The sequence below is a fragment of the Kutzneria sp. CA-103260 genome (genome assembly GCF_018263855.1).
Lineage (GTDB): Bacteria > Actinomycetota > Actinomycetes > Mycobacteriales > Pseudonocardiaceae > Kutzneria.
In genome coordinates this window covers 3353142-3378433 of sequence record NZ_CP073318.1, presented here as the reverse complement: position 1 = coordinate 3378433, position 25292 = coordinate 3353142, and the positions used below count along the sequence as shown (strand labels likewise).

The window sequence follows — 25292 nt, the reverse complement described above, 5'->3', positions numbered from 1 at the left end:
ATCAAGTTCGGAGCCGAGGGCGCTCCAACGCGACGCTGCCCGTTGGGGTAGGTCAGAAAACGACGCGTTCGGCGAACCAGCGCAGGGTCGCCCGCGCGGCGGCCAGATCGACGCGGTCCGGGAACAGGAACAGGTCGAGGTTGAATCCGTCGACCAGGGTGAGCACGTGTGTGACATGGCCGTCGATGGCGTCCGGCGTGACGAGCCCCTGGTCGGCGAGCACGCCGAACCACCGGCGCAGCGCCTCCTCCGAGGCAAGGCGTCCGCTCTTGAGGATTTCCACCACCCCGGCGTCGCCGCCTAGGGCCAGTCGGTTCAGCTCGGCCCAGCCGGTGAGCGCCCGGGCCTGCTCCTGGGACCGCGGCACGAACTGCACAAGACAGTCGTACAGGCGGACGGCAGGGTCGCGGCTGTCGTCGGTGATGTCGCGGTCGCCGAGGACGTTGGCGACCAACTCGCTCGCGACCGCCTGATAGAGGTCGGCCTGAGACGGGAAGTAGTGCCGCAACGTGCTGGCCCCGACGCCGGCCGCGGCCGCGACGGACCGCACGCTCAGCGTGCCGACGCCGTGCTCCTGGGCCAGCTCGCGGGCCGCGGCGAGGATTTCCTCCCGCCTGCTGTTGTTCACGGGAAGCGATCCTAGCACGGTGTGCTAGCACGGTGTACGGTACAGCGTACTAGCACACTGTGCTAACGCGATTTCGCTGATCAGGAGCCTCGAATGAACCAGAGCACCGCCATCGTCACGACACCCGTCGAGCGGCCGGCCCGGCCCGGCTGGCCCGAGATCATCGCCGGACTGGCGGCCTACGCCGTGCTCTACGCGGCCGTGATCGTCTACCTGTACCACGCCGCCCTGCCGGCCAGCGTCGAGGGCATCGTCGGCTTCGCGCTGTCAGCCGCCATCGGCCTCGGTGCCTTCGCTGTCGCCGCCCTGCTGCGGATCCGCCGCCTCGCACCGTTCGGTGTGCGGCGCGCCAGCCTGCGGTCCCTGGTCGCGGCCATCGGATTCGGCATCCTGGCCTGGCTGCTGTCCGCCCTCGCCTCCGGGCTCTACCAGGCCTTCACCGGCGATCACCAGAACATCCAGGCCGGCTACCAGGCCGCCGCCTCCGGTGGTCTGCTCACGTACCTGTTGTCCGCCGTCTTCGGCTTCGTCGCCACTCCCATCGGCGAGGAGTTCATCTTCCGCGGTGTCCTCGCCAACGCCCTGGGCCGCTACGGCGCCTGGATCAGCGTCCTCGTCAGCGCCGCCGTCTTCGCCCTGGTGCACGGCCTCAACCCTGTACTGCCCGTCGCCTTCGTAGTTGGTGCCATCAACGCCGTCCTACTACGCCGCACTGGTTCCGTCTGGCCCGGCGTGGTCGTCCACGGCGTCAACAACGCCCTCGCCATGACCGTGCCGGTGATCGTCGCCCTCGCGAGCAGTTGACGCGACCACCGGCCGGCGGTCTGGGTCAGCGGAGGAAGCGGCGCAGGAGGCCGCCGGCAGCCACCACCCCGAGGGTCGCGGCTGCGGCCTGGAGGATGCGGCGTTGGCGGAGGGCCCGTTGGCGGGCGTCGGCGTAGGGCATGGTGGTGTTGGTGACCATGGCGTGCAGCGGCATCCACCGGTGCCGGAGCGCCTTCTCCAGCACGACGTCGCAGGCCTTCTCCAGCCGTACAGCAGGGGAGCGGACGGTGTCCCGGAGTTCGGCGAAGTTCTCCCGGGACATCTCGGCCAGGGCGTCGGTGTTGGGCTTGCGGCGGCGGTAGAAGCGGGACAGGGCGGCCCGGGGGTTGTCGGGGAACGCGGACAGCGAGTCAGCCAGTTCGAGACCGTCCTCGAACGCGGCGTTCATGCCCTGGGCCAGGAAGGGAAAGACGGCATGGCAGGCGTCGCCGATGAGCACCACCTTGCCGTCGTGGTGCCAGGGGGAGGTGCGGGTCGTGACCAGCTTGAAGGTGGGCTGGTCGAGGAACACCTTGCCGATATCGGGCACCAGGTCGAGGACGTCGGGGAACAGCGAGCGGAAGAGGGTTTCGACGTCGTCGGCGGAGCGCAGCGCGGCGAAGCTGCGCGGCCCCTGGAACGGCAGCACGCAGGAGCAGGTGAACGAGCCGTCGAGGTTGGGGTGGGCGAACATCATGGTCTCGCCCCGGGGCCACAGGTGGAACACGTCGTCGGCCATCCGGTGCCGGCCGTCTGCGCCGGTGGGGATGTGCAGCTCGCGCCAGCCCCACTCCAGGAATTCCTGGTGGTAGTCGGCGCGCTCGTCCCGCTGCATGTGCTTGCGAACGACGGAGAACGCGCCGTCGGCGCCGACGATCACGTCGGGGGTGACCGTGAAGGCCTGGCCGGAGTCGGTGACGAAGTCGGCGGCGGGCAGGTCCTTGTCGATGCCGACGCAGCGGGTGTCGAACACGAACCGCACGTTTGACGACCGGGTGGCGGCCTCGATGAGCGCGACGCCGAGATCATGGCGCTGGATGGCGAGAATGCCGCCCTCGCCGTAGGTGGAGAACCGCAGCGAGCGGTCCTGGTTGTGCACCATGCGCCCGCGCATGGGCACGACGTGCCGCGTGATCTCCTCTCGCAAACCCAGACGCTGCAACGCCTGTAGGCCGCGTTCGGAGAGGCCGAGGTTCATCGAGGTGGTGTGCACGGCGTTGACCCGGGGATCGGGCCGCCGCTCGTAGACGGTGACCGTGTGGCCCTGGCGGCCGAGCGCCAACGCGAGGAAGGCCCCGGCCATGCCCGCTCCGACTACCGCGAATTCCACTGCGGACCCCCGGTCGTGACGATGTGCACCTGGTCGATCGCCTTCTCCGCCAACCGGACCGCCTCGCCGGCGGTCGGCGCGAGCGCCATCGCCATGCCCAACCGGTCCCACGAGCTGCGCAGTTCCCGGATGGTGTCGCCGACACCCGGGCCGACGTCGCAGTGCACCACGCCGGGGAGCGCCAGGGCCGCCTCCAGGCCGTCGATGCTGACGATCTCGCCCGTCATCTCCGGTATGAACCGCACGGCGGCGGCCTGCGGGGCGGTCGACGGCATGGCCGGCGCCTCCAGACCGCGCATCATCGTGAAGTAGTGCTCGCCAATGGGTTCCTGGTAGGCCCGCTCGATCATCTCGATGATGCCGTCGCCCGGGAACCGGCCGGCGCACTCCACCAGATACGGCGTGCCGTCCCGCACGATCCACTCGCAGTGCACGACCCCGGAGCCGAAGCCGACGGCCCGCAACACCGCCAAGGTGCTGGCGCGCAACGATTCCGCCAGGTCGTCGGAGATCGCCGCCGGCAGCACATGTCCGGACTCGATCGGGCGTGGGCCGGGGTAGAGCACCTTGTCGGTGACGTTGAAGAACAGGTCCGAGCCGTCGCGCACCACCATTTCGACGCTGTACTCGTGGCCGACGACGTACTCCTCGGCCAGCATCCGCACCGCCCGCTCGCGGTCGGGGGCGAAGATCCCCTCGTCGTGCTGGACGCACGAGGCCCAGACCGCCGGCACTGACGCCGGGTCGTGCACGATCTCGGTGCCGACCGCGCCCTGCCGGTTGGCCGGCTTGAGCACCACCGGTCCGTCGATGGCGGCCATGAACCGGACCACCTCCTCCGGCGAGTTCACCTCCTCGGACAACGGGTTCGGCACGCCGGCGGCACGCGTCACCTTGCGCAGCAACGACTTGTCCCGCATCAGCTCGGCCGCCCCCAGCCCCGCGCCGGGCGTCCCGAGCCGTTCGGCCAGCCGGGCCGCGCACGGCGTCGCGTACTCGACGAGCGGGATCACCGCCGACGCGGTGAGATCGGGACGGGTGGCGATCAGTGCGTCGGCCGCGCCGGGAAGTTGGTACTCCCACTCGACGAGCTCGCGCACCACCGGCGAGTTCTCGGCCGCCTCCCGCACGCCGCGCTTGCGCACGACGTCCGGCTCCTCGACGATGACCAGCGAGTTCTCCGGCAGGAACTCGGCGAACTTGCCCAGCGCGGCCACATAGCCCACCAGGATGATCGGTCGTTCGGACACGTCAGCGCTCCTCTACTTCACGATGCCCAGGCACAGCCGGAAATCGGGGGTGCCGCCCAGCAGGTGGGCGCCGCCGGACTGCAGGATCCGCTCCTGCGCGAACAGGTGCTGGCACATCGTCGTGGTGTCGCGCAGCCAGCGGTCCATCGGCGACGCGCGGTGGATCGAGGCGGTCTGCAACAGGTCGTAGAGCCGGGTGACGATCGACCGCGCGGTCCGGAACGCGTGCAGCCGGGACAGCGGCAGCGCGGCCCGCTCGTCCCGGCTCAGGTCGTCCAGGGTTCCGTTGTCACCCAGCACTTCCTCCAGCCGCAGCAGGGTGCCGCGCACGCCGTGCCGGGTGGCGATGTAGTCGGCCTCGCACTCGGCGATGATCGTCTGCACCCGCCGGTTGTCGGCCCAGGCGTCCCCGTTGGGATAACGCTTGGTGGTGGCCAGCTCCCGCACGTGGTCCAGTGCCGCGCGGGCCACACCCAGTGGCACGCCGGGCATGTAGCGCATGAACGTGTCCGGCTGGGTGTGCGGGCCGTTGTGGTCGAGCACGGTGTCGAAGCTGAGCGTGTGCTCCTCGGGCACGAACACGTCGGTGATGGTGTAGTCGCAACTGCCGGTGCCGAGCATGCCGGTGGTGTCCCAGTTGTCGAGCACGCTGACGTCGGCGGCGCGCACCATGAACAGCCGCGAGTCGTGCGGGTCGCGGCCGTCCGGGCTCGGGTCGGGTTGCCCGTCCCGGTAGATGAAGGCGCCGGAGATCACCCAGTCGCAGTGGGTGATGCCGCTGCCGAAGGTCCACCGGCCGGACAGCCGGTAGCCGCCGGGCACCCGCTCGGCCCGGCCGACCGGGAACAGCATGCCGGTGGTGATCACGTCCAGGCTGGGGAACATCTCCCGGGCCACCGGGCCGGCCAGGTAGGGCGCGAAAAGCCCGGTGTGCGAGCCGATCTCGGCACACCAGCCGGCCGAAGCGTCCCCATAGGACAGTGCCTCGATGACTTCGAGCTGTTGCAGCGACGACAGTTCCGGGCCGCCCCAGGCGCGGCTGAAGCCCATCCGGTAGACGCCGGTGGCCCGCAGCTTCGCCACGACGTCGTCGGGCAGCCGGCGGGCCCGCTCGATCTCCGCCGACCGCTCCCGCAGCTCGGGCGCCAGCGCCTGGGCGCGGGCCAGGATGTCGGTGGCGGTCAGCGGGGCCTCGGGTGCCATGGTCATGTGCTCGCTCCTCACGCGTCGGTGTCCAGCAGGCCGGCGGGCATCTCGAAGGTGGCGTCGGGCTCGGGCGGCCCGGCTGGCTCGGCGTCAACCTCGACCATGGCCGAGGTTTCGGCCAGCCGCCGCAGGCAGGTCGGCCCGTCCTCGGCCTCGCACACGACAAAGGAGTGGCGGGCCAGGTAGCCGCCGGGCGGCAGCCGCAGCGTGGTGCCGGGCTCGACCATCGGCGAGGCTGTGACCAGGCCTTCTGCCGTGGTCGGCACGGTCACCGATCGCACCACGCAGTCGGCCGCCGGCAGTCCGAACCGGATGCCGGCCACCGCGCGCCGCGTGGGCGTGATGTCCGGGCGCTGCCCGGTGACCACGTCGAACAGCACCTCGCCGGAGTCGATGCCGGTGGCGAGCTGACCGAGCAGTGGGATGAGGTCGCCGCCGACCCGGCCGTTGATCTCGATCACCACCGGCCCGCGCGGCGTCAGCCGGACCTCGCTGTGGGTGATGCCGTCCTCGACGCCCAGCGCGCGGTGGGCCCGGGCCAGGGTGCCGACCAGCTCCTCGTCGGCCAGCAGGGGATCGGCGGCGTCGACGACGTGCCCGACCTCCTCGAAGTACGGCGGCTCGCCGCTTTCCTTGCGGGCCAGGAACATCGGCAGGTACTCGCCCTTGTGCACGGCCCCGTCGACGCTGATCTCCGACCCGTCGGCGTAGCCCTCCACGATCACCTTGGCCCCGTAGACACCCTGGTCGACCTCGCTGGCCGCCTGCGCGACCGCGAACGCGGCGTCGAACTCCACGGCGTCGCGGGCCATGACAACGCCGATGCTCGCCCCCAACGCCCGAGGCTTGACCACGACCGGAAATCCGATCAGCTCCGCCGCGGCACGGGCCTGGACCGGATCGGACGTCATGGCGTAGCCGGGCTGGCACAGGCCGGCGGCGGTGAGCAGCTCGCGGGTCCGGTTCTTGTCCCGGCAGCCGTGCACCCCGGCCAGTCCCAGGCCCGGCACGCCGAACTCGGCCGCCAGCTCGCCGGCCGTGAGCACCAGCGGCTCGTCCCAGCACATCAGACCGGCGACCTGCTCCCGCTCGGCGACCTTGCGGGCCTCGGCGGCCATCACCGCCGGGTCGAAAACGTCGGCCAGCACAATCTCGTCGAAGTACTGCTGCTGCCAGGTGGGCTTGAGATTGTTGAGCAGCACCAGGCGCAACCCGGCCGCGCGGGCCCGGCGGTGGATGGACGTGACCAGGTACTCGCGGTAGTACTTCAGCCCGCTCCCGATCACCAGCAGGGTGTTCACTGCGGCACCTCGCTAGCGCTCGGTGTCCGCGTTCGCGGACGCTCTGTGTTGAATGATTCGCTCGCAAGCTCGCTCATGCGACCACTTCCTTGGCGACGACCGGTGCCGTCTCCGGCTTGACGGTGATGCCGACCCACGCGAACAGACCGGCCACCACACCCAGCGCCGCGCACACCGGCCAGATCGCGTTGCCCCACGTGGTCCACGCGAACACGCCCAGCACCGGGGCGATGGCCGAGGACAGGCCGGTGATCGCGTTCATCACGCCGAGGTAGCGCGGCCGGAACCGGGACGACACCTTGGCCGGGCGGGCGAACATGGTCGGGGCGGACATCATCAGGCCGGACGTGAACAGCACGGCGCCGAGCACGACGATCACGGTGTTGCCGGAGGACAGGCCCCAGGCGGCGAAGGCCATTGCGAACACGACGTGCCCGAGGAACACCGCCAGCGGCGCGGACCACTTCACGATGTACGAGGTGATCCACAGCTCGCAGGTGATCAGCACGACGGACGAGGCGGCCAGCACGAAGCTGTACAGGCCGGTGCCGCCGCCGCCGTCGGCGGTGATCTTCAGCGGCAGCGCGACCATGAACTGGGCGTAGACGATGGTGCCGACGAACAGCGAGGCCAGGTAGAGCAGGAATCGGCCGTCCCGCACCAACACCGCGTAGGCCGAGCGGCGGTTGGCGGTTTCGCCGGGAGCCGGCTGCTCCTCCTCGGGCGCGACCACGTTGGGCAGCAGGGCGAACGCGAGCACCGAGTACAGCAGCGCGGTCGCACCGTCCACATAGAACAGCAGGTCCCAGTTCACGGTGATCATCACGGCGGCCAACAGTGGCCCGACCGCGGCGCCGGTGTTCAGCGCGGTGCGCATCATGGAGAACGTCATGACGTGGAACTTCTCCGGCATCAGCTCGGCCAGTAGCACCGAGGCCGCCGGCCGGTAGGCCTGCGTCACCAGCCCGGCCAGTCCCACATCGAGCAGCAGCAACCAGAACGTGCCGTGGCCGCTCAGGGTCGGGATCAGCGCCACCAGTGGTCCGGAGGCGGCCATCGCCAGCCCGATGGTGATCCGGGTGCCGGCGCGGTGCGCGAGTTCTCCGCCGAGCATGGTGCCGAAGATCGCGCCCACGCTGTAGGCGACCAGGCCCAGGCCGGCCTCCTCGGCCGACACGCCGCGGTGCACCAGGTATAGCAGCAGGAAGGTCTGGACGTAGGCGCCCAGCTGGTTGAGCAGCATGCCGCCGAGCAGGTACCGGATCGACGCCGGCGTCGCCCTGATCGCGGCGAGCACACCGTCTTTCTTGCTGGCGTCGTTCATGCAGTCGCCTCCATGGCCTCGACGATCGTGTTCGCGACGAGCGGTGCGGCGGCGAAACCCGAGCCGCCGCAGGACGGGCGGACCCACAGGCCCGGCTTGGGGTGGAGCAGCAGCGGGCCGCCGGTGTCCGGGGCCGCCGCGTAGTGGCACTCCCGCACCGCCACCACGGTGTAACGGTCCATATCGGACAGAATGGGTTCGGCCAGCAGTCGCTCGGCCCAGGGGAGGGCGGGCATCCGACCGGTTCGCGGTGGGGTCACCGGATGGGCGGGCGATTCGCTGATCGGTCGGCCGGTTCGCCTCGGTCGGGCCGGCAGCCAGTCGCCCCAGGTCTCCAGCTCCCCCTCGGCCGTGGACTCCACCTTGCGGCACACCGCGTCCGAGCTGATCTTGAGCAGGGTGCCGTCGCCCGGCGGCAGCAGCCAGGCCCGGCCGTCGGCGCCGACACCGCCGACGCCGGGCGCGGTTTCCCACCACGAAGCCAGATCGGCCGGTGGGCGCAGGTAGGCCATGGTCTGCCGGAACAGCGCGACCGGAACATCCACCAGGTCCCGGCTCCACGGTCCGGCCGCCACCGCGACGAGATCCGCGCCGAGGGCCGTACCGTCCGAAAGGGACACCCAGTGGTCGGCGACGAACCGCACCGGGCATTCCGCGCGAACCGACACCGCGGGGTGCTCGGCCAGCCAGTGCGCCGCGGCGTGCAGGAACTTGTCGGCCAGCAGGACTCCGGCGTCGGGGTCGAGCACACCGACGGTCCCACTCGGGAACAGCACCGGCGGCAGCTCGACGATCTCGCCGGTGGCATCGTCGGCCGGCCATGCCGTGACGATCCCGACCAACCGGAGGAAATCTGTGCCCAGCACGGATTCCAGTCCCAGCCAGCGCTTGCGGGCATCGGTCATCTGGGCGGTCAGCACCGGGTCGCCGGGTCGCTGCACCCGCAGCGCCCGGTGCTGGTCGGCCGAGGTCGACGCCGGGTTGGGGATGGGGCCGCGATCGAGCAGCGTCACGCGGTGTCCCGCCAACGCGCACTCCATCGCGGTCACCATCCCGGTGACCCCGGCGCCGACGATCACGACGGTGGACATCAGCCGCCGGCCCCGGTCAGGCGGGGCAGGGGAGCGGGCGTGACCGTCGTGATGTCCGAGGCGGTCGGGATCGCGGTGTCCGGCAACGCCGCGGCGGCCAGGTCGATCAGCACCGGCGCGGCGCAGCGGAGGAACACGTCCACCTCGTGGCAGAGGTCGCCGGCGTTCTCCTTGGTCGCCCCCGCGGCCATCTGGTCCAGTCGCGCCAACTGTTCGGCCATGGTGGACGCCACCGCCGTGAGGCTGAAACGCCGAACTCCGTACCCGCCGGCGAACCGCTCGACCATGCGCTGTGCGGACTGCCGCGACCGCTCGGACACCGGCAGCGGTCCGCGACCGACCCACGTGTCGACCGCGGCGGCGACCCGGTTCCACGGCCGAACTAGTCGCGACTCGGTGACGCGGACCAGGGCCTCGCGGGTGAAGTCGGTGCGCTGGAACTCGGGGCTGGTCGCCGACAGGTGGAAGCGGATCAGGTCCCGCGGCACCTCGGCCGCCAGCTCCCGCCCGGACACCACGTGACCCCGGCTGGTGCTGAACTTCTCGTTGGCGAGCTCGTAGAAGTCGTTGGTGATGTACTGCGCCGGCACCACGTGCTCGCCGAGGGCGGTCAGCATCGCGGTACCGACGACCGCGAACGGATAGGTCGCGTCCAGGCCGGTGAAGTAGACGACAGTGGTGCCGGAGTCCTTGCGCCACAACTCGTCGTCCGAGACCAGCACCGCGCCCCGCCGCTCGGCGGCCAGCGCCGTGGTGAACATGCTCCACGGCATGCCCTCCATGTGCGGGTAGATCACCTGCCCCGGCACCTCCGGGAACGGGGCCGGGATGCCCCACGAAGTCGGCTGGGTGATGGGGAAGTCGGGCAGCGGCCCGGCCATCACGTCCTCGATCATCTGGGCCATGTGCGGGCGCATCGTGGTTTTCGCGAAGTAGTCGGCCAACTCCGCTCGGTACTCCTCGACCGGGAAGACCAGGATCTCCGCCTCGCGGGTCTCCAGCGGCTCGTCGGGGTACAGCGTCGAGCGCGGGTCGATCAGGTCGCCGGGGGCGACCGGCAGGCCGCAGCTCTCGCAGATGCCGGCGTAGCCGGTGGCCAGACAGAACGGGCAGCCGCCGAGCACGTAGGCGTCCATCAGGTACTCGCCGGTGCTAGGCAGGAACGGGAAGCGCCAGGTGCGCAGCTTGAGCCGGCCCTGGCCGTGCAGCCGCTGGTAGAAGTCCAGCACCATCTTGGTGAACCGGTCGCCGATGCAGCCGAAGCCGTCCACCTCGATGCCCATCGCGGCCAAGGTCCGCTCCACCTGCTCGGCCGAGCGGACCCGCAGGTGCTCCGGCGACACGCCGAGCTTGCGGGCCGCGGTCACCACGTAGTTCTGGGTGAAGTGCATACCGGTGCCGTACAAGGCCTCCCGGCCGGTTGCCCGGGCGTAGCGGGTGCAGACGTCGGCGGCCAGGAACGGGCCGGCCAGGTGGCCCACGTGCAGGTCGCCGTTGGCGGTCGGCGCCGGGGAGATGATCACCAGCCGGTCGGTCATCGGGCGCTCCTCAGCTCGCCGCGGCGGGCCAGCAGGTCGTCGACGATGTCCTGGGACCGGTGGGCCAGCACGCTGATCAGCGAGTCGGCGATGCCGTGCGTGGCCTCGTTGACGCCCTGCAGGTACATGGCGCCCCACGTGGAGTCGCCGAGGTCGACCCGGTAGCAGCGGCTGACCGTGATCTCGTCCAGGCCGACCCGGTCGGCCAGGTCACGGACCATGGCCGGCATCCGCTGGTCGTACCCGGTGCCCAGCAGCACGACGTCGCAGTGCAGGGGCTCCACCTTGCCCGAGGTTCGGTCCCGCAGGTCCAGGACCACCTCGCCGTCCTCGACACGGGCCCCGACCACCTTGGTCAGCGGCCGCACCCGTGACCTTTCCTGGCCAACGCCGCGCTGTTGGTAGAGCATCGTGTACAGCTGCTCCAGGAAGGGCGGGGCCAGGCCGGCGTAGTTGGTCAGGTGCATCTCATCCAGCAGTTGCCGGCGCACGTCCGGCGGGCTGTCGTAGAACACGTCCACAAAGGACGGGAAGAACAGCTCGTTGACGAACTTGCTGGTCTGGTAGTTCTGCAGCCCGATCGACCGCACCACCATGGTCAGCTCGCTGTTGGGCAGGTTCTGGTGCAGCGCCATGAACATCTCGGCCGCGCTCTGCGCACCGCCGACCACCACCGCCCGCAGCGGCGCCTCCGTTGGCAGCGCGGCGATCCTGGTCCGGTACTGCGAGCTGTGGATCACCCGGTCGGCCGGCAGGTCGGCGAACACGTCCGGGATGTTGCGGTCCCGTCCGCCGCCGACCACCAGGTCGCGGCAGCGGATGGTGTCCCCGTCGGACAGCGTGACCGTCCACCCGGTGATCGAGCCGTCCGCGCCGCGGGCCGGCTCGATGCGCTGGGCGTGTGCGTTGAAGCGGATCGGCACCCGCTCCAGCGAGCGGGCCACCCACTGCAGGTAGTCGGAGATCTCCCAGCGGAACGGGTTGAACGTGCCCAGGTTGACGAACTCGTCCAGCCGGCCCGAGTCGTGCAGGAAGTTGAGGAAGGAGAACTTGCTGCGCGGGTTGCGCAGGGTCACCAGGTCCTTGAGGAAGGACACCTGGCTGCGCGCCCACGGCATCAGCAGGTCCCGCTGCCACTTGATGTCCGGGCTCTGGTCCAGCAGCAGCGTCTCGCCGGCCAGCGCGTCCGAACCGGACTCCTCGATGGCCACCGCGAGCGCCAGGTTCGCCGGCCCCGCACCGATCGCCAGCAAGCCCACCTCTTGGTCAGTCACAGGCACACCTCGTTCGTCGGGAGTGGATCGCGCCCGCCGGGCGGAAGGCCCTCGGCGGTGACGCGCGATGTCCGTTCATGTCGAGCGAGTGACCAGCTCGTGACTCGATGCTAGGTTCCGGTGTTTCCCCGTTGGTAGGGAAGGTTTGCCCGTCCATCGGGGAATCTCTCGGGGGCCCGCGTGCTTTCAGCGGTATCCAGTACGCGCATTGGCCGGATCAAGGCCCTGGTCTTTGGCGCGTCAACTAACGCCCTGAGGTGGCGGTTCGCTAGCTTTACGGCCCTGGACAGGCGGGCACTGGGGGGAGCCCGTGAACCGTTGGGGGCAACATGACTCACCCGGCACACCGGGAACCGCCGCCGTTTTCCGCTCGGCGGCCCGGAACTCTCCTCGAATCCCCGGCCCGCGTCGCGCCCGCCCCGGTGACGGTGCTGCTGGCCGACGCCCAGCCGGTCGCACGCCGCCGTGTCCGGTCCATGTTGGAGCGCTCGGGCGGCGTCACGGTCGTCGGCGAGGCGACCACGGCGGCCGAGATGTTCGCCGAGGTGGCCTGGCACCGGCCGGACATCTTGGTCGTCGACCCGCACCAGTTCGGCCGGATCGCCGCCGAGGACGTGATCGGTCACGTGGCCCGGATCGCGCCCCGCACAAGGGTTCTGGTCGTCACGGCGATCGCCGACGACGCCGCCGTGCGGGCCGCGTTTCACGCCGGCGCGCGGGGCTATCTGGTGGCCGCCGACGCCGACGCGGACCAGGTGCTGCGCGGCGTGGAGGTGGTGTCCAACGGCGAGGTGATCGTCGGACGTTCGGTGGCCGGCCGGCTGGCCGCGCTGCTCAGTTCGCGCGGCGATCACGCGCCGTACCCGTTCCCTCAGCTGACGGTGAGGGAACAGCAGGTGCTGGAACGGATCGCCGCCGGCAAGTCCAATCTGGCCATCGCCCGTGACCTCGCGCTGGCGCCCAAGACGATCAGCAACCGGGTGTCGTCGGTGTTGGGCAAGCTGGGCGTGACCGACCGCGCGCAGGCCATCGTGCTGGCCCGGGACGCCGGCCTCGGTCGCGGCTGACCCCGTTGCCGGCCAACGGATTTCCCTGAGACTGGGGAGAACTTCCCCTACCGGCGGGGAAAGTCGCGTGGATAGCCTCGGCCCGGCTTGCTAAATGGGGATCCGGCCGATCGGAGTGCGACGTGACCGAGGTGGACATCCGCAGACTGGAGCACGAGAACCTGGTGCGGGCCTACGGACTGGAGATGAAGCTGCTCTACCCGTGGGACGGGCTGACGGCCCCGTTCGAGGGTGCCTGGTGCGTGCTGAGGCCGGGCGACACGTCGGTGACGCACGCCCACCACGAGCACGAGATCTTCATCGGGATGACGGGCCGTGCCGAGGTCGTCACTCCCGATGAGCGCTACGAGTTCGCCGCCGGGGACATCGCGTTCCTGCGGCCGGGTATCGAGCACCACCTGACCAACGCCGGCGACGAGGACTTCGCGTACTACGCGATCTGGTGGGACCGGGCGATGTCCGAGGGTTTCGTGCGGCAGGAGGAGTCGCGGGCCGCGGCCGGTGGTGGGCAGTGATCGACTACGGCGGCCGCCGGTTCCGCAAGGAGGGCGTGGACGGCGCGCCGGTCGCGGTCTACCGGCAGCAGGGCGACGTCGTGTGGACCGAGGTGTCCGGCGGCGAAGTGTTGCGCTGCACCGTGACCGGCCTGCGGGACGAGCGGGACACCCTCCACATGGGATACACGATCGTGCTCGACTCCGGCGACGTGATCTGCGGCCACACCGTGAACACGCCGGAGGTCGGCGACGACGGCCGGATCCGGCTGTGCGAACGGTGGGAGCGCTACGGCCCGCACGCCGCCACCGGCACGTCCTACCTCGAAGAGGTGAGAGAGCTCCGATGAAGTCACCGTCCGAAGAGGACTGGACGCGCCTCGACAAAGCCGTGGCCGGCACGGTGGTCCGCCCCGGCGAGAGCGGCTTCGGCGCGGTCAGCCTGCCGTTCAACCGGCGGTTCGCGGCCACTGTGCCGGCCGGCGTGGTGTCTGTGGCCTCCGTGGTCGACGTGCAGCGGGCCATCGCGTGGGCGCGGGAGCTCGGTGTGGGGGTTGCGGTTCGCGGCGGCGGGCACAGCTATGCCGGCTACTCGGTCGGCCCTGGCCTGGTGATTGACCTCGGTCCGCTGAACACCGTGTCCGCCAACGCTTCGACCGGGTTGGTGACGGCCGGTGGCGGGGCTTCGATGTCCGATGTGTACGCCGCCATCGAGCCGTGTGAGATGGCGTTCGCGCTCGGCAACGGGGCCACGGTCGGCATCGGCGGGCTCACCCTCGGTGGCGGCGTCGGCGCCACGTCCCGGGTGCACGGCATCACCGCCGACGCTTTGGTCGCGACCACTCTGGTCACCGCCGACGGGGAGGTGCTGCGCTGCTCGGCCGACGAGAACCCCGATCTGTTCTGGGCTTGTCGGGGCGGTGGCGGTGGGAACTTCGGTGTGAACGTGTCGTTCACGTTCCAGGCTCAACCGGTCACGGACTGTGCGACTTATGTGTTGCTGTGGCACATGGAGGACGCGGAGAAGGTGTTCTCGGTGGTGCAGCGGACCATGCGGTCCGCCCCGGACGCGTTCGCGGCGCGGGTCGGTGTGAGCACCACCGGCCCGGACGCGGTCGTCTCGTGCATCGGGCAGCACCTCGGTTCGGCGGCCTCGCTGAAGGAGGTCCTCGATCCGATCCTGTCGGTGGCCGAGCCGTTCCGGACGATGATCAACGACCGGACCTACTGGCAGGCCAAGAACGATCTGCTGCACGAGACCGCGGCCGGCGCGTTCGCGGCTCGCACCAGCGTGCTGACCCAGCCCCTGTCCGAGGACGCCATCGACGCGATGCTGGCGATGGTGCGCCGATGGCCCGGCGGCGGCAATCCCGATGGCGGCGGCGCGGCCCTGTTCTCGTGGGGTGGCGCGATCAACCGAGTGCCCGCCGGCGACACCGCGTTCCCGCACCGGGACGCGATGTTCTTGCTGTCCATGGACACTTCGTGGGCCGAGCGCGATTCCCGCGAGGTGGTGGATGCCAATCTCGGTTGGCTGGCCGAGCTGGCCGACACCATGGCCCCGTACGGCGGTGATCGTTCGTACCTGAACTTCACCGATCCCGACCTGAAGTCCTGGCGTACGGCCTACTACGGCGACAACTATCCCCGCCTGGCGGAGATCAAGCGCCGAGTCGATCCCGACGGCTTCTTCACCTTCGAGCAGGGGATCGGGTCATGACCGCGGTGAACCAGGCGCAGGTGCTGTTCTGGTCGGCGGCCGAGGTCGACGCCGGCGACGTGCCGGAGGAGCACCTGTCGCCGGTCCGGGAGATCCTTGCCTGGGCGCGGAAGTATCTGGTGTCGCCGCATCCGGATCTCGGCCGTAACGGCCCGGTCTGCCCGTACACCCAACCGTCCCTCCACAAGGGACTGTTCCATCTGGCCGCGCTGTCGGGGGAAGGTGATGTCGGCGCGGCGGTGGAAAGCCTCAGGGGCTGGTACGAACGCCTCGGCGCCACCCTGCCAGCCGCCGATCGCGAGCTGCTGACCGTGCTGCTGGTGTTGCCGCACCTCGACCACACCGATGCCAGCGGCCTGGACGAGCTGCAACGGGTGGCCAAGGACAAGTTCGTCGAGGACGGCCTGATGATCGGCCAGTTCCATCCGGTGTGCGACGCCCCCGGGCTGTGGAACCCGGAGTTCAGGGCGCTGCGCGCACCGGTGCCGCTGCTGGCGATCCGCAAGCTGGTGGTGTTCGACCTGCCGTTCCTGGTCGACCACAAGGCCCACGCCGAGAGCTACATCCGGCGGTTCGCCCCGGAGATCCCGCCCCGCATCCGCAAGCAGCTCGCACAGCGGCTGACTTACTGAGGCGGTTGTTCGACCGCGTTCCACAGCACCGAGACGCGCGTGCCATCGGCGGTGGCCCGCGCGCTGAACTCGTCCAACAGCTCGTCGACGCGCCGGTTCAGCTCGGCGTGCGCCTCAGGATCGAGGTGCAGGACGGCCCGGCGGGTGTGATGCGGCGCGGTCGGGTCGGCTTCGGCCAGCTCGGCCCGGTGCGCGTCGACGACGGCGAGCTCGACCCGGCCCGGTAGATCGCCCGCGTCGGTGCCGAGATCGAGGTGCCAGGTCTCGCCGGTGGCGCGGTAGGGCCGCTCCCACGCGCCGTGCTCGCCCTGCCGGGGCGGCTCGACCGCGAGGAAACCGGCGTCGGCCAGGGCGCGGACGCGGCGCAGCAGGGTGGCCGGGGCGACGCCGAGGCGTTCGGCGAGCTGCTGGTTGGTGCGGGGTGTTTCCACGCACAACCGCAGGATTCGCCAGCTCAGCGGGTGGGTGAGGGCGCGCAGGTCCTGGGGTGTGGCCCGCCTGCGGCGATCCGGCGGTGTCATTGACAGCATCGTAACCGATATGAAGGATGGCGATCGATTGCAACTTGTGAAATCGATGGGGTGGTGGCGTGGACGCGATCGAGCAGTACGTGGCCGAACACGGCTCGCGGCACGAGCGGGAGCTGGCCGAGTGGGTCGCCGTGCCGAGCGTCAGCGCCACCGGGGAGGGCATGGCGGCGGCTGCCGATCATGCCCGTGAGCTGCTGGTTCGCAGCGGCTTGGCACCGCGGGTTGTGGAGACCGGCGGCTGGCCGCTGGTCACGGGGCATGCCGAGGGCCCGGCCGGCAGCCCGCACGTGGTGATCTACGGCCACTACGACGTGCAGCCGGCCGGCCCGCTGGAGGAGTGGCACAGCCCGCCGTTCGAGGCCACGATCCGTGACGGCCGCATGTACGGGCGCGGCACCGGCGACAACAAGGGCCAGCACCTCGCCCAGCTGCTGGCCGTGCGGGCGCTGCGCGACTGTCACGGCGAATTGCCGTGCTCGGTGACGGTTCTGTTGGACGGTGAGGAGGAGATCGGCAGCCCGAACCTCACAGCCACGCTGACCGGCCTGCGTGACGAGCTCGATGCCGACGTCGCGGTGTGGAGCGACGGGCCGGTGAACGCGGCGTTCGAGCCGACGGTGTCCCTCGGGGTTCGCGGCGTGGTGAGCTTCGAGATCACCGTCCGCGGCGCTCGCAGTCCGCTGCACTCGGGCAACTGGGGCAATGTGGCGCCGAATCCGGCGTGGGAGCTGGTGTGGCTGCTGTCGACCATGAAGGGACCGGACGGTCGGATCCTGATCGATGGCTACGACACCGGCACTGTTCCGCTGACCGCGGCTGAACGGGCGGCCCTGGAAGCGTTGCCGGTCGACGCTGAGCAGCTGCTCGCCGGCGTCGGGCTGGATCGCCTTGATCATGCGGACGGGAGCGTCAACGAGCGGCTGGCCATGCCGACGTTGTCCATCAACTCGTTGACCTGCCTTGACAACAACGAGCACCGCACCGTCATCCCGGCCGTCGCGGTGGCCCGTTGTGACATGCGGTTGGCTTGCGGGCAGCGGACTTCGACCGTGGTCGAGGCGGTCCGTGCGCATGTGGCCCGGCATCTGCCGCAGGCCGAGGTCCAGTTCAAGGCATTGATGGAGCCGTCGCGGACCTTGCCGGACGCTCCGTACGCGGAAGCCGTGCTGAAGGCCGTTGGCGACAATGCGTTGTTCGAGCCGGCCATGGGAGGCAGTTTGCCCATCGCCGGCCTCACCGAGGGCCTGGGGCTGCCGTGCTACGGGATTCCACTGGCCAATGTGGACGAACGCAACCACGCCCCCAACGAGAACTTCGAGCTGCGCCGGTTCCATGACGGCATCGTCACGGCGGCGAGGGTGCTGCTGGGGATCGGCCGCGCGGGTTGAGCATCGGCTCGGTGGGGTAGTCGAGTGGCTTGTCTACCAAGGAGTCGCCATGACCGCACCCGCGCCGGAACGTCCGTTGCCGCCCGACCCGGTTTTGCCTGAGCCCGGGCCCGAGGTGCCCATGCCGGTCGAGCCGGAGCCGGAGTCCGATCCCGAGCCGTTGATTCCGCGGGAGCCGCGTTAGGGCTTGAGTCCCGAGCGGACCAGAGCCGTGGCGAGCAGGACGATCTGGTCGGGAGGCACCAGGCCGGCGAGTTTCTTCGGGTCGACGGGCAGGCCGTGGCGCTGGGCCGCGTCGAGGGCCCGTTGGTCGAAGAACGGCCGCAGACGTGGCCAGACGGCCTGGACCTCCCGGCAGAAGATGTCCGCGCCGACGCTGGCGATGCCCGGGAACTGCTGGACTTCCCGGTGCGGCGACCGCATCCGCCGCAGATCGCCGCGCCAGTTGTCCAGCAGCAGCTGGGCCCCTTGGCCGAGGCGGGTCGCGGTCGATTCGTCGTAGCGGGCGTAGCCGCCTTGGCCCAGGGCCTGGACGCGTTGCTGCCAGGTGGCGGCGAGCATCCGCTGTGGTGTGCGCAGGCCGGCCGCGAACAGCGCCTTGGCCGTCGCGGCCGCGATGTCGGCTCGGATGCGGGTGGACTGGAGCGTGGCCAGGACCAGGAGCTGGTAGAGCGGCGCCGGCTTGTCGCGGAGCACGATGCCCGCTTCGTCCGCGTAGGTCCGGCCGAAGTCGGCCAGCAGGTGGTTGACGTTGCTGGGAGGCATTCGCGGTCAGCCTCGGACCGTGGCCGGGTGGTCGCGGTTCAGGACGCAGAACTCGTTGCCCTCGGGGTCGGCGAGGACCGTCCAGGGGAGGTCGGCGTCGCGTTGGCCGATGGCGGCTTCGGTCGCTCCCAGGGCGATGATCCGCTGCACCTCGATTCGGTACCGGCCGGTCGGGGCCGCGACGTCGAGATGGACTCGGTTCTTGGCGACCTTCGGCGGGAGGTTCGGGACCTGCTCGAACAACACCGCCTGGCCGCCGGCCGTGTCCCAGTCGGCCGGCCCGATCTCCACGAACGCAGTGCCGTCGGTGCTCGTGCCCGTCTGGGCCGTGCTGTAGCCGAGGACCGCCGACCAGAACCCCGCCAACCGCTCCGGATCCGCGCAGTCGATCGTGGTCGCCGCGATGTGAGTAACCATGGGGGTTGGGTACCTCGGCTGACCGTCGGCAAACGCCGTACGAAAAACGGGGTAGGTCCCCCGAGAGGAACCTACCCCGCCGCCGTCAGAACCCTCAGCCCTTGCGAATGGCCTCGATGATCTTCGGCCGAAGCTCCGCGGCGCTGATCACCGCGTCCACCGACCCGACCTCGACGGCCCGGTGCACCGAGTGCACCCGGTCGAACTCCGTGGCCACGTCGGACAGCTTCTCGGCCCGCACCGAAGACCGCACCTCAGCCAGCTTGGCGCTGAGCTCAGCCCGGGAAGCGCCGGACGCCTCGGCCAGCGAGGCCTCCAACTCGACAACCCGAGGATCGGTCGAGGTGCGCTGGTTGACGTCACCGACGAACACAACGGCCGCAGCCGGGGCGCCGCCGATCACCGAGGCGAACGAGCCCTCGACGGCCAGCACGGTCATCCGCGGGTTCAGAGCCTTGGAGAACACCACAAAAGCGCCGCCGTGGTAGCGGGAGATGACGCAGAAGACGATCGGGCCCTCGAAGTTGACGATGGCTCGGCCGATCTCCGCCCCGTACTCCAGTTGGAGCTTGCGCATGGACTCCGGGGAGCCGTCGAAGCCGGACAGGTTGGCCAGCACCACCAGAGGCCGGTTGCCGCTGGCCGAGTTGATGGCCCGCGCGGCCTTCTTCGACGACTGCGGGAACAGGGTGCCGGCGGTGTAAGCGTCCGGGCCGTCGGTGGGAGGGAAACCACGGCGCTGCACGGACTTGGACTCGATGCCGAGCAGACACACCGGCTGCCCGCCGAGGTGCACGTCCTGCACGACCGCGGTGTCGGCGTCGGCCATGCCGGCCCACCGCTCCAGCACCGAGTGGTCCTGGTCGGCCAGCGCCCGCATCACGGTGCGGATGTCGAAGGCCTTCTTGCGGTCCGGGTTGGCCGAGGCCGAGAAGATCTCGCCGACGGTGGCGAAGTCGGTGCCGAACTCGTGCGGGAAGGGCGAGACGTCGCGGTCCACCGGGTCGGTGGAGCCGACGGCGCGCGGCGAGGTTTCGCCCGGCGCCACATAGGTGTGCTCGTAGTGCGCCATCAGCACGTCACGAGCGCCGGTGAGGCTCGGGGCCCAGTACTGGGCCTGGCCGTTGGGGCCCATCACCCGGTCGTAGCCGCCGATGCCGAAGTTGTCCTCGGCCGACACGCCGCCGGAGAAGTCCAGCGCCTGCTTGCCGGTCAGGACCATCGCCGAGTCCGGCGTCATGACGAGAATGCCCTTGGTGTGCATGAGCATCGTCGCCTCGGCGTTCCAGTACGGCTGCGCGCCGACGTTGATGCCGGTGACCACGATGTTGATCTCGCCGCCGTCCTGGGTGAACTCGACGATCCGCTTGAGCGCGGCCGCCACCCAGTCCATGTTCTCGGTGCCGGAGTTCATCGCGATCCGCGCGCCGGAGGACAGCGCGAACCACTCCACCGGCACCCGCATCCGCTCGGCCAGGTCCAGGGCGGCGATCACCCGGCGGCACTCCGGCTCGGACAGCGCGCCCAGCGACTTGGTCGGGTCGCCGAGCAGCACGACCCGCTTCACACCCTCGGGGTGCAGCTCGGTCGGGGTGCTCACGACGCCGGCGACCATCGCCGCCGTGTTGCGGCCCTTGGGTCGATCCACCGGCACCAGAGCGAAATCGTCGTCGAGGTCGTGCTCGACGAAGTCGCCCAGCAGGCCGGTCAGCTCGTACGGGTAGACCGTGTTGCGGCTGCTGGCCCGCATCACCTTGAGCCGGTAGTCGTCCAGCGGCTCGACGGCGTCCACCGGCGGCTCGCCGACCTCCACCTTCGTGCCGCCGGTGGCGTCGAAGGAGATCCGCACGGCCACCTTCGCCAGCGCACCGGTCTCCGGGTCGCGCTGGCGGGCGATGAACAGGATCTCCTCCAGCCCCGCGCCGGCCGTGGTCGGCAGCACGCGGGCGGTGATCGTCTCCAGCTCGGCCCGGGTGATCTCGCTGGCCGGCCACACGTAGATGACGATCCGGTTGGTGTTGAACCGGTTCTTCGAGGGCCGCCGGGACTGCGCGCGGCGGATCGAGTCGACGCACAGCGCGACCGTGTCCTCGGCGGTGGGCAGCGCGACCAGGCGGCCGTTCTGCTCCCGCAGTTCGGTGAGGTCCCGCACCTGAGCGAAGGCGACCAGCCGGTCGTCGGCCGGGTTCTCCCGGGCGACGCACTGGAACAGGTACACCTCCTCGTCGGCGGACGGCAGGCGGGTGAGGTCGAACTTGTGCAGCCGCTCCAGCTGCATCCGCTGGGCGATGTACGGGTGCAGGCCGCGGATCAGCCGCTCCTCGGTCATGCCGAGCGAGGACGGCCGGAACGTGAAGTGGTGGTGCATCACGGCGTCGCCGCGGCCGGCGACGGTCGCGGTGACCCGGCGGACGTGCGCCGGCAGCGGGTGCGCGGTGATCACCTCGGCCAGCTCCGCCGCCATCGCGTCGAAGTCCTCGGGCTGCTTCTCCCACGCCAGGTAGATGTCGGCGTCGACGGCGTCCTCGCTGCCGGCCAGCTCGGCCAGGCCGCGCAGCGCGCTGCCGAAGGACTCGAAGCTCACCGCCGCCGAGGCGATGGTGGAGTCGGCCCGCGAGGCCACGACGAACGTGCAGCCGGCGACCTCGCTGCGGCGCACGTCGGTGGTGCCCTTGTTGCCGTAGTAGCGGCGGATCAGCACCTCGAGCATGGTCGCGTTGTCGCGGTCGGCCCGGATCAGCCGCTGGCCCAGCAGTCGCACCAGCGGCTCGGTGCTGCGGACCATCTCGGCGACCCGCTCGGCGCGGTCGGCCGCGTCCGGGTGGGCGTCGAGGTGCCGCAGGTGGTTGCGGACGGCCGCGTACACGCGGGCCCGGCTACGGCGCAGCAGCGGCTGGCCGAACCAGTCGAACACGACGCCGCGAGCCAGGTCGGAGACCACCGGGAAGCGGACCTGGGTGGCGGCGACCAGCCGTTCCAGGGCGAGACCGGACGGCTGGCGCAGCGTCTCGTCCGGCGGCACGTCCCGCAGCCACGCGCGCAGCAGGGTGGTGACGATCTTGGCGTCGGCGGTGGAACGCTGCTGGGCCAGGAAGATCCGGAAGACCGCCGTCTCCAGCTCCGGGGTCCGCTCCAGCTCGGTCACGCCGTAGTGGGCCAGCGCCTTCGACAGCTTGGCCTGGAAGTCCTCCGGCAGGCCGGCCCGCTCCACGTCCAGGCTCTGCAGATAGGTGTGGAAGTGCTCGCGGGCGCTGTACGAGTGGCCGTCGTCGGAACCGGTGGGCCGGTTGAGGCTGAGCTCGGCTAGGTCGGCGAAGACGTCCAGCAGGGCCATTTCCTCGGCCGTCGGCCGGTGCCCGGCCTCGGCGGCCTCGCGCCGGGCGGCCAGGTACTCGTCGAGCACCCGGGCCTCGTCCAGCGGGTCGACGTCGAAGCCGAGCAGCAGGCTGCGCAGGTCCTCCTGGCCGCGGGCCAGCCGGTCCAGCGCCGGCACGGCGCCGTTGGCCTCGGGCAGGTCCAGCTCCACGGTCTCGACCGGGCCGGTGTCTTCGGCCTCGTCGTCGGCCAGCGGCTCCAGCCGCAGCAGCGGAGCGCCGGTCGGCACCTGGCTGCCCACCGACACCGGCCGCTCCTTGAGCCGGGCCTTGAACGGCGACCGCAGCACCGTCTCCATCTTCATGCTCTCCAGCACGATGATGGGCGCGCCGGCCTCGACCTCGTCGCCGACCTCGACCGGGGTGGCGACGACCAGCGCCGGCGCGGGGGAGCGGACCACGCCGCCCTCGTCGCGGCTGACGCGGTGGGCCACGCCGTCCACCTCGACCAGGTGGATCGGGCCATGGGTGCCGGTGAGCAGGCTGTGCCGGGAGCCGTTGACCAGGATCTGGCCGGTGTGGTGGTCGAACCGGTCCAGCACCACGTCGGCGGTGTGCACGTCCTCGCCGGCCTCGATGGCCACCCGGAACCGGGTCGCGCCGACGCGGGCCACCCGCACCCGGTAGCCGACGCCGCGCAGCTTCAGGTCCAGCGGACGGCCGCTCTCGTGCTGCACCTGCGGGCGGCCGCCGAACGCCGTGGACAGCAGGCGCTGGCGCTCGACCCGCTCCTCTTCCTCGTACGCCTCGATGGCCGCGGCGGCCAGCGCGACGGCGGAGTGCCGGTGCGAGACCAGGCGGCCCTCGGCCCGGACGCGGTCGATCCAGCCGGTGTCGGCGCTGGCGTCGATCACCTCGGGCTGGTCCAGCAGGTCCAGCACGAAGCTCTTGTTGGTGGCGCCGCCCTCGATGATGACCTTGGTCTCGGCCATCGCCCGGCGCAGCCGGGCCAGCGCCTGGTCGCGGTCGCGGCCGTACGCGATGATCTTGGCGATCATCGAGTCGAAGTCGGCCGGGATGGTGTCGCCCTCGCTGACGCCGGTGTCGACCCGGATGCCCGGGCCGGCCGGCAGGTCCAGCCGGGCGATGCGACCCGGCGACGGCGCGAAGTCGCGGTCGGGGTCCTCGGCGTTCAGCCGCGCCTCGACGGCGTGGCCCAGCTCGGCCGGCTGCTCGCCCGCCAGCTTGCCGCCGGCAGCCACGTGCAGCTGCAGGCGCACCAGGTCGGTGCTGGTGGTGATCTCGGTGATCGGGTGTTCCACCTGGAGGCGGGTGTTCACCTCAAGGAAGGCGAACAGCTTCTCGCCCGGGTGGTACAGGAACTCGACGGTGCAGGCGCCGCGGTAGCCGACCTTGACGGCCAGCCGCTCGGCCGAGCGCTTGAGCTCGGCGGTCTGCTCCGGGCCGAGGACCGGCGAGGCCGACTCCTCGATGATCTTCTGGTTGCGGCGCTGCACCGAGCAGTCGCGCACGCCGAGCGCCCACGCGGTCTCGCCGTCGGAGATCACCTGGACCTCGACGTGGCGGGCGCCGGTGACCAGGCGCTCCAGGAACACGACGCCGGACCCGAAGGCGCGCAGCGCTTCCTGGCTGGTGCGCTCGTAGGCGTCGGCGAGCTCGTCGGCCGAGGCGACCTTGCGGATGCCGCGCCCGCCGCCGCCGGCGGTGGCCTTGAGCATCAGCGGGTAGCCGATGTCGGCGCCGGCGGTCAGCGCGTCCTCGAGGGTGGCGACCTCGCCGCGGCTCCACGGCGCGACCGGGACCCCGACCTCCTCGGCGATCAGCTTGGCGCCGATCTTGTCGCCGAGCTGGCGCATCGCGTCCGGGCTGGGGCCGACGAAGGTGACCCCGACCTTCTCGCACACCTCGGCGAAGTTCGGGTCCTCGGCGACGAAGCCCCAGCCCACCCAGGCGGCGTCCGCGCCGCTCTCGACCAGCGCCTGCTCCAGCTTGGCGTAGTCCAGATAGGGGCGGGCCGACGCCGGGCCCAGGTCATAGGTGAGGTCGGCCTCGCGCACGAACGTGGCGTTGCGGTCGGCGTCGGTGTAGAACGCGACGGTCTCGATGCGCGCCCCGGTCTCCGCGGCGAGATCCCGGACGGCGTGGATCAGCCGCATCGCGGCCTCTCCGCGGTTGACGATGGCGACACGACTGAACACCGACCGAGCCTCCTACTAGACGCGTGCGGGGCCGACAGACCCCAGTCCCACACTGAACACTGTCGTGGATTCGCCAGTGGCGAAATGCTGCAAGGAACCGTGCCGAGCACCGGAGTTTGTAGGAACCCCACAAAAGATGTCTCCGGTCACAGGGGTCACGCCGGACCGCCCCGCCGTGCCGGCGTGTCGCGCTGGACAACCCGGGCCACCGTGCATCCGCAGAGCTGCCGCGCGCATGACGTCCTTTTCGGCCGGGGAACGTTCCGTTGTGCACGCGTCGCCGCGCGCTGCCGACGAGTCTGGCCCGTCGCGATCTAGGTATTCCCCAGAACATCAGACCGTGGTGAAGGAATGGTCAAAGGGGCATCAGGCCGGGTCCGCATGGTCTAATGGCCCTGGGGCATTACGTTGGAGGGTGTGACGGTGGTGCTGACGACGAAGCGGCTGGCCACCGGGCGGCTGTGCCTGGAGCTGGTGGCCACGGTGCACGGCCGCCTTGGCGACGCGCCGAACGACGACCTGCTGGATGGGGCGGCGGTTGCGCAGTGGCTGGCGGCTGTCGGCGTCGAGATCGCTGAGGCCCCGGTGGCGGACGACGTGAGCCACTACGTCGAGGTCCGGGAAGCGGTGTGCCGACTGGTGACCGTGTCCGTGACGGGGACAGCGGAGCAACGGGGCGAGGATGTGGCGCTGGTGAACGCGTGGGCCAGGGGCTCGGCGCCGGTGCCGCAGTTGCGGGTGGAAGAGCGCAGCTTGGTGTCGGACACGGCGAAGCCGACGCCCCGGCAGGTGCTGACGGCGGTGGCCCGGGACGCGATCGACCTGTTGACCACGCCCGAATCGGCCCGTCTGCACCAGTGCGACGGCAGCCACTGCGGCACGGTCTTCCTCGACACCTCCCGAGGCGGCCGGCGCCGGTGGTGCTCCTCGGACCGGTGTGGGAACCGGGCTCGGGTGGCGGCGCACCGGGACCGGCACTCGGAGGTTTGAGGAGGAACTT

Annotated in this window: 22 protein-coding genes; 9 read left to right on the top strand and 13 right to left on the bottom strand. The window is 70.7% G+C overall.

What is annotated here, in order from left to right:
• Positions 1 to 52 precede the first annotated feature (52 nt).
• Complete coding sequence (locus JJ691_RS14555; RefSeq protein ID WP_211769305.1) at positions 53 to 628, bottom strand: TetR/AcrR family transcriptional regulator; 576 nt, start codon at positions 626 to 628, stop codon at positions 53 to 55.
• 93 nt (positions 629 to 721) lie between these two features.
• Between JJ691_RS14555 and JJ691_RS14550 the strand changes: the two genes are divergently transcribed.
• Entirely contained in the window at positions 722 to 1432 is a 711-nt protein-coding gene (locus JJ691_RS14550; RefSeq protein WP_211769304.1) for a CPBP family intramembrane glutamic endopeptidase, read from the top strand.
• 25 nt (positions 1433 to 1457) lie between these two features.
• Here JJ691_RS14550 and JJ691_RS14545 read toward each other — a convergent pair whose 3' ends face one another.
• The 8 genes from JJ691_RS14545 to JJ691_RS14510 all read right to left on the bottom strand — a co-directional run bounded on the left by JJ691_RS14545 (position 1458) and on the right by JJ691_RS14510 (position 11746).
• Positions 1458 to 2735, bottom strand: a complete 1278-nt coding sequence (locus JJ691_RS14545; RefSeq protein WP_249227921.1) for an FAD-dependent oxidoreductase — start codon at positions 2733 to 2735, stop codon at positions 1458 to 1460.
• Positions 2736 to 2746: 11 nt separating this feature from the next.
• Positions 2747 to 4012 (bottom strand): ATP-grasp domain-containing protein, encoded by a 1266-nt coding sequence (locus tag JJ691_RS14540; RefSeq protein WP_211769302.1) that lies wholly within the window; start codon positions 4010 to 4012, stop codon positions 2747 to 2749.
• Positions 4013 to 4024: 12 nt separating this feature from the next.
• Positions 4025 to 5221 (bottom strand): acyl-CoA dehydrogenase family protein, encoded by a 1197-nt coding sequence (locus JJ691_RS14535; RefSeq protein WP_211769301.1) that lies wholly within the window; start codon positions 5219 to 5221, stop codon positions 4025 to 4027.
• 11 nt (positions 5222 to 5232) lie between these two features.
• Positions 5233 to 6519 (bottom strand): ATP-grasp domain-containing protein, encoded by a 1287-nt coding sequence (locus tag JJ691_RS14530; RefSeq protein WP_211769300.1) that lies wholly within the window; start codon positions 6517 to 6519, stop codon positions 5233 to 5235.
• 73 nt (positions 6520 to 6592) lie between these two features.
• Positions 6593 to 7843 carry an MFS transporter gene (locus JJ691_RS14525; RefSeq protein ID WP_211769299.1) on the bottom strand — a complete coding sequence of 417 codons (1251 nt, stop codon included), beginning with the start codon at positions 7841 to 7843 and terminating at the stop codon, positions 6593 to 6595.
• Complete coding sequence (locus JJ691_RS14520) at positions 7840 to 8934, bottom strand: NAD(P)/FAD-dependent oxidoreductase (RefSeq protein ID WP_249227920.1); 1095 nt, start codon at positions 8932 to 8934, stop codon at positions 7840 to 7842. The genes JJ691_RS14525 and JJ691_RS14520 overlap by 4 nt, the downstream gene beginning before the upstream one ends.
• The gene (locus tag JJ691_RS14515; RefSeq protein WP_211769298.1) at positions 8934 to 10472 is read right to left on the bottom strand and encodes a class I tRNA ligase family protein; all 1539 of its coding nucleotides are present in this window, start codon (positions 10470 to 10472) and stop codon (positions 8934 to 8936) included. Before JJ691_RS14515 ends, JJ691_RS14520 begins: the two co-directional genes overlap by 1 nt.
• Positions 10469 to 11746 (bottom strand): lysine N(6)-hydroxylase/L-ornithine N(5)-oxygenase family protein, encoded by a 1278-nt coding sequence (locus JJ691_RS14510; RefSeq protein ID WP_249227919.1) that lies wholly within the window; start codon positions 11744 to 11746, stop codon positions 10469 to 10471. Before JJ691_RS14510 ends, JJ691_RS14515 begins: the two co-directional genes overlap by 4 nt.
• Before the next feature lie 329 nt (positions 11747 to 12075).
• Between JJ691_RS14510 and JJ691_RS14505 the strand changes: the two genes are divergently transcribed.
• The 5 genes from JJ691_RS14505 to JJ691_RS14485 all read left to right on the top strand — a co-directional run bounded on the left by JJ691_RS14505 (position 12076) and on the right by JJ691_RS14485 (position 15659).
• Complete coding sequence (locus tag JJ691_RS14505; protein WP_211769297.1) at positions 12076 to 12813, top strand: LuxR C-terminal-related transcriptional regulator; 738 nt, start codon at positions 12076 to 12078, stop codon at positions 12811 to 12813.
• Between the two features lie 122 nt (positions 12814 to 12935).
• The gene (locus JJ691_RS14500) at positions 12936 to 13328 is read left to right on the top strand and encodes a cupin domain-containing protein (RefSeq protein WP_249227918.1); all 393 of its coding nucleotides are present in this window, start codon (positions 12936 to 12938) and stop codon (positions 13326 to 13328) included.
• Positions 13325 to 13657 carry a hypothetical protein gene (locus JJ691_RS14495; protein ID WP_211769296.1) on the top strand — a complete coding sequence of 111 codons (333 nt, stop codon included), beginning with the start codon at positions 13325 to 13327 and terminating at the stop codon, positions 13655 to 13657. Before JJ691_RS14500 ends, JJ691_RS14495 begins: the two co-directional genes overlap by 4 nt.
• Entirely contained in the window at positions 13654 to 15027 is a 1374-nt protein-coding gene (locus JJ691_RS14490; protein ID WP_211769295.1) for an FAD-dependent oxidoreductase, read from the top strand. Before JJ691_RS14495 ends, JJ691_RS14490 begins: the two co-directional genes overlap by 4 nt.
• Complete coding sequence (locus JJ691_RS14485) at positions 15024 to 15659, top strand: DUF6875 domain-containing protein (RefSeq protein ID WP_211769294.1); 636 nt, start codon at positions 15024 to 15026, stop codon at positions 15657 to 15659. Before JJ691_RS14490 ends, JJ691_RS14485 begins: the two co-directional genes overlap by 4 nt.
• Here JJ691_RS14485 and JJ691_RS14480 read toward each other — a convergent pair.
• Entirely contained in the window at positions 15653 to 16180 is a 528-nt protein-coding gene (locus tag JJ691_RS14480) for a winged helix-turn-helix domain-containing protein (protein WP_211769293.1), read from the bottom strand. The two genes, JJ691_RS14485 and JJ691_RS14480, sit on opposite strands and share 7 nt — an antisense overlap.
• Before the next feature lie 68 nt (positions 16181 to 16248).
• Here JJ691_RS14480 and JJ691_RS14475 point away from each other — a divergent pair, with 68 nt between their 5' ends.
• Together JJ691_RS14475 and JJ691_RS52920 are read left to right on the top strand one after the other, a co-directional pair.
• The gene (locus tag JJ691_RS14475; RefSeq protein ID WP_211769292.1) at positions 16249 to 17577 is read left to right on the top strand and encodes a M20/M25/M40 family metallo-hydrolase; all 1329 of its coding nucleotides are present in this window, start codon (positions 16249 to 16251) and stop codon (positions 17575 to 17577) included.
• A 49-nt stretch (positions 17578 to 17626) separates the two neighbouring features.
• On the top strand, positions 17627 to 17761 hold the full coding sequence (locus JJ691_RS52920; protein ID WP_256449390.1) for a hypothetical protein: 135 nt from the start codon (positions 17627 to 17629) through the stop codon (positions 17759 to 17761).
• Here JJ691_RS52920 and JJ691_RS14470 read toward each other — a convergent pair.
• The 3 genes from JJ691_RS14470 to JJ691_RS14460 form a co-directional block, all read right to left on the bottom strand.
• On the bottom strand, positions 17758 to 18342 hold the full coding sequence (locus JJ691_RS14470; protein WP_211769291.1) for an endonuclease: 585 nt from the start codon (positions 18340 to 18342) through the stop codon (positions 17758 to 17760). The two genes, JJ691_RS52920 and JJ691_RS14470, sit on opposite strands and share 4 nt — an antisense overlap.
• Positions 18343 to 18348: 6 nt before the next feature.
• Positions 18349 to 18759: a VOC family protein gene (locus JJ691_RS14465; protein ID WP_211769290.1), complete on the bottom strand. Its 411-nt coding sequence runs from the start codon at positions 18757 to 18759 to the stop codon at positions 18349 to 18351.
• 94 nt (positions 18760 to 18853) lie between these two features.
• The gene (locus JJ691_RS14460) at positions 18854 to 24292 is read right to left on the bottom strand and encodes an ATP-binding protein (protein WP_211769289.1); all 5439 of its coding nucleotides are present in this window, start codon (positions 24290 to 24292) and stop codon (positions 18854 to 18856) included.
• Positions 24293 to 24709: 417 nt separating this feature from the next.
• Between JJ691_RS14460 and JJ691_RS14455 the strand changes: the two genes are divergently transcribed.
• Positions 24710 to 25282, top strand: a complete 573-nt coding sequence (locus tag JJ691_RS14455) for a CGNR zinc finger domain-containing protein (RefSeq protein WP_211769288.1) — start codon at positions 24710 to 24712, stop codon at positions 25280 to 25282.
• Positions 25283 to 25292: the final 10 nt, after the last annotated feature.

Excerpts from the sequence above, each read along its gene's own strand:
- JJ691_RS14550 (WP_211769304.1), top strand. The coding sequence starts at position 722 with ATGAACCAGAGCACCGCCATCGTCACGACACCCGTCGAGCGGCCGGCC.
- JJ691_RS14490 (WP_211769295.1), top strand. The coding sequence starts at position 13,654 with ATGAAGTCACCGTCCGAAGAGGACTGGACGCGCCTCGACAAAGCCGTG.
- JJ691_RS14465 (WP_211769290.1), bottom strand. The coding sequence starts at position 18,759 with ATGGTTACTCACATCGCGGCGACCACGATCGACTGCGCGGATCCGGAG.
- JJ691_RS14545 (WP_249227921.1), bottom strand. The coding sequence starts at position 2,735 with ATGGCCGGGGCCTTCCTCGCGTTGGCGCTCGGCCGCCAGGGCCACACG.
- JJ691_RS52920 (WP_256449390.1), top strand. The coding sequence starts at position 17,627 with ATGACCGCACCCGCGCCGGAACGTCCGTTGCCGCCCGACCCGGTTTTG.
- JJ691_RS14520 (WP_249227920.1), bottom strand. The coding sequence starts at position 8,934 with ATGTCCACCGTCGTGATCGTCGGCGCCGGGGTCACCGGGATGGTGACC.
- JJ691_RS14480 (WP_211769293.1), bottom strand. The coding sequence starts at position 16,180 with ATGACACCGCCGGATCGCCGCAGGCGGGCCACACCCCAGGACCTGCGC.
- JJ691_RS14485 (WP_211769294.1), top strand. The coding sequence starts at position 15,024 with ATGACCGCGGTGAACCAGGCGCAGGTGCTGTTCTGGTCGGCGGCCGAG.
- JJ691_RS14470 (WP_211769291.1), bottom strand. The coding sequence starts at position 18,342 with ATGCCTCCCAGCAACGTCAACCACCTGCTGGCCGACTTCGGCCGGACC.
- JJ691_RS14525 (WP_211769299.1), bottom strand. The coding sequence starts at position 7,843 with ATGAACGACGCCAGCAAGAAAGACGGTGTGCTCGCCGCGATCAGGGCG.
- JJ691_RS14515 (WP_211769298.1), bottom strand. The coding sequence starts at position 10,472 with ATGACCGACCGGCTGGTGATCATCTCCCCGGCGCCGACCGCCAACGGC.
- JJ691_RS14505 (WP_211769297.1), top strand. The coding sequence starts at position 12,076 with ATGACTCACCCGGCACACCGGGAACCGCCGCCGTTTTCCGCTCGGCGG.
- JJ691_RS14535 (WP_211769301.1), bottom strand. The coding sequence starts at position 5,221 with ATGACCATGGCACCCGAGGCCCCGCTGACCGCCACCGACATCCTGGCC.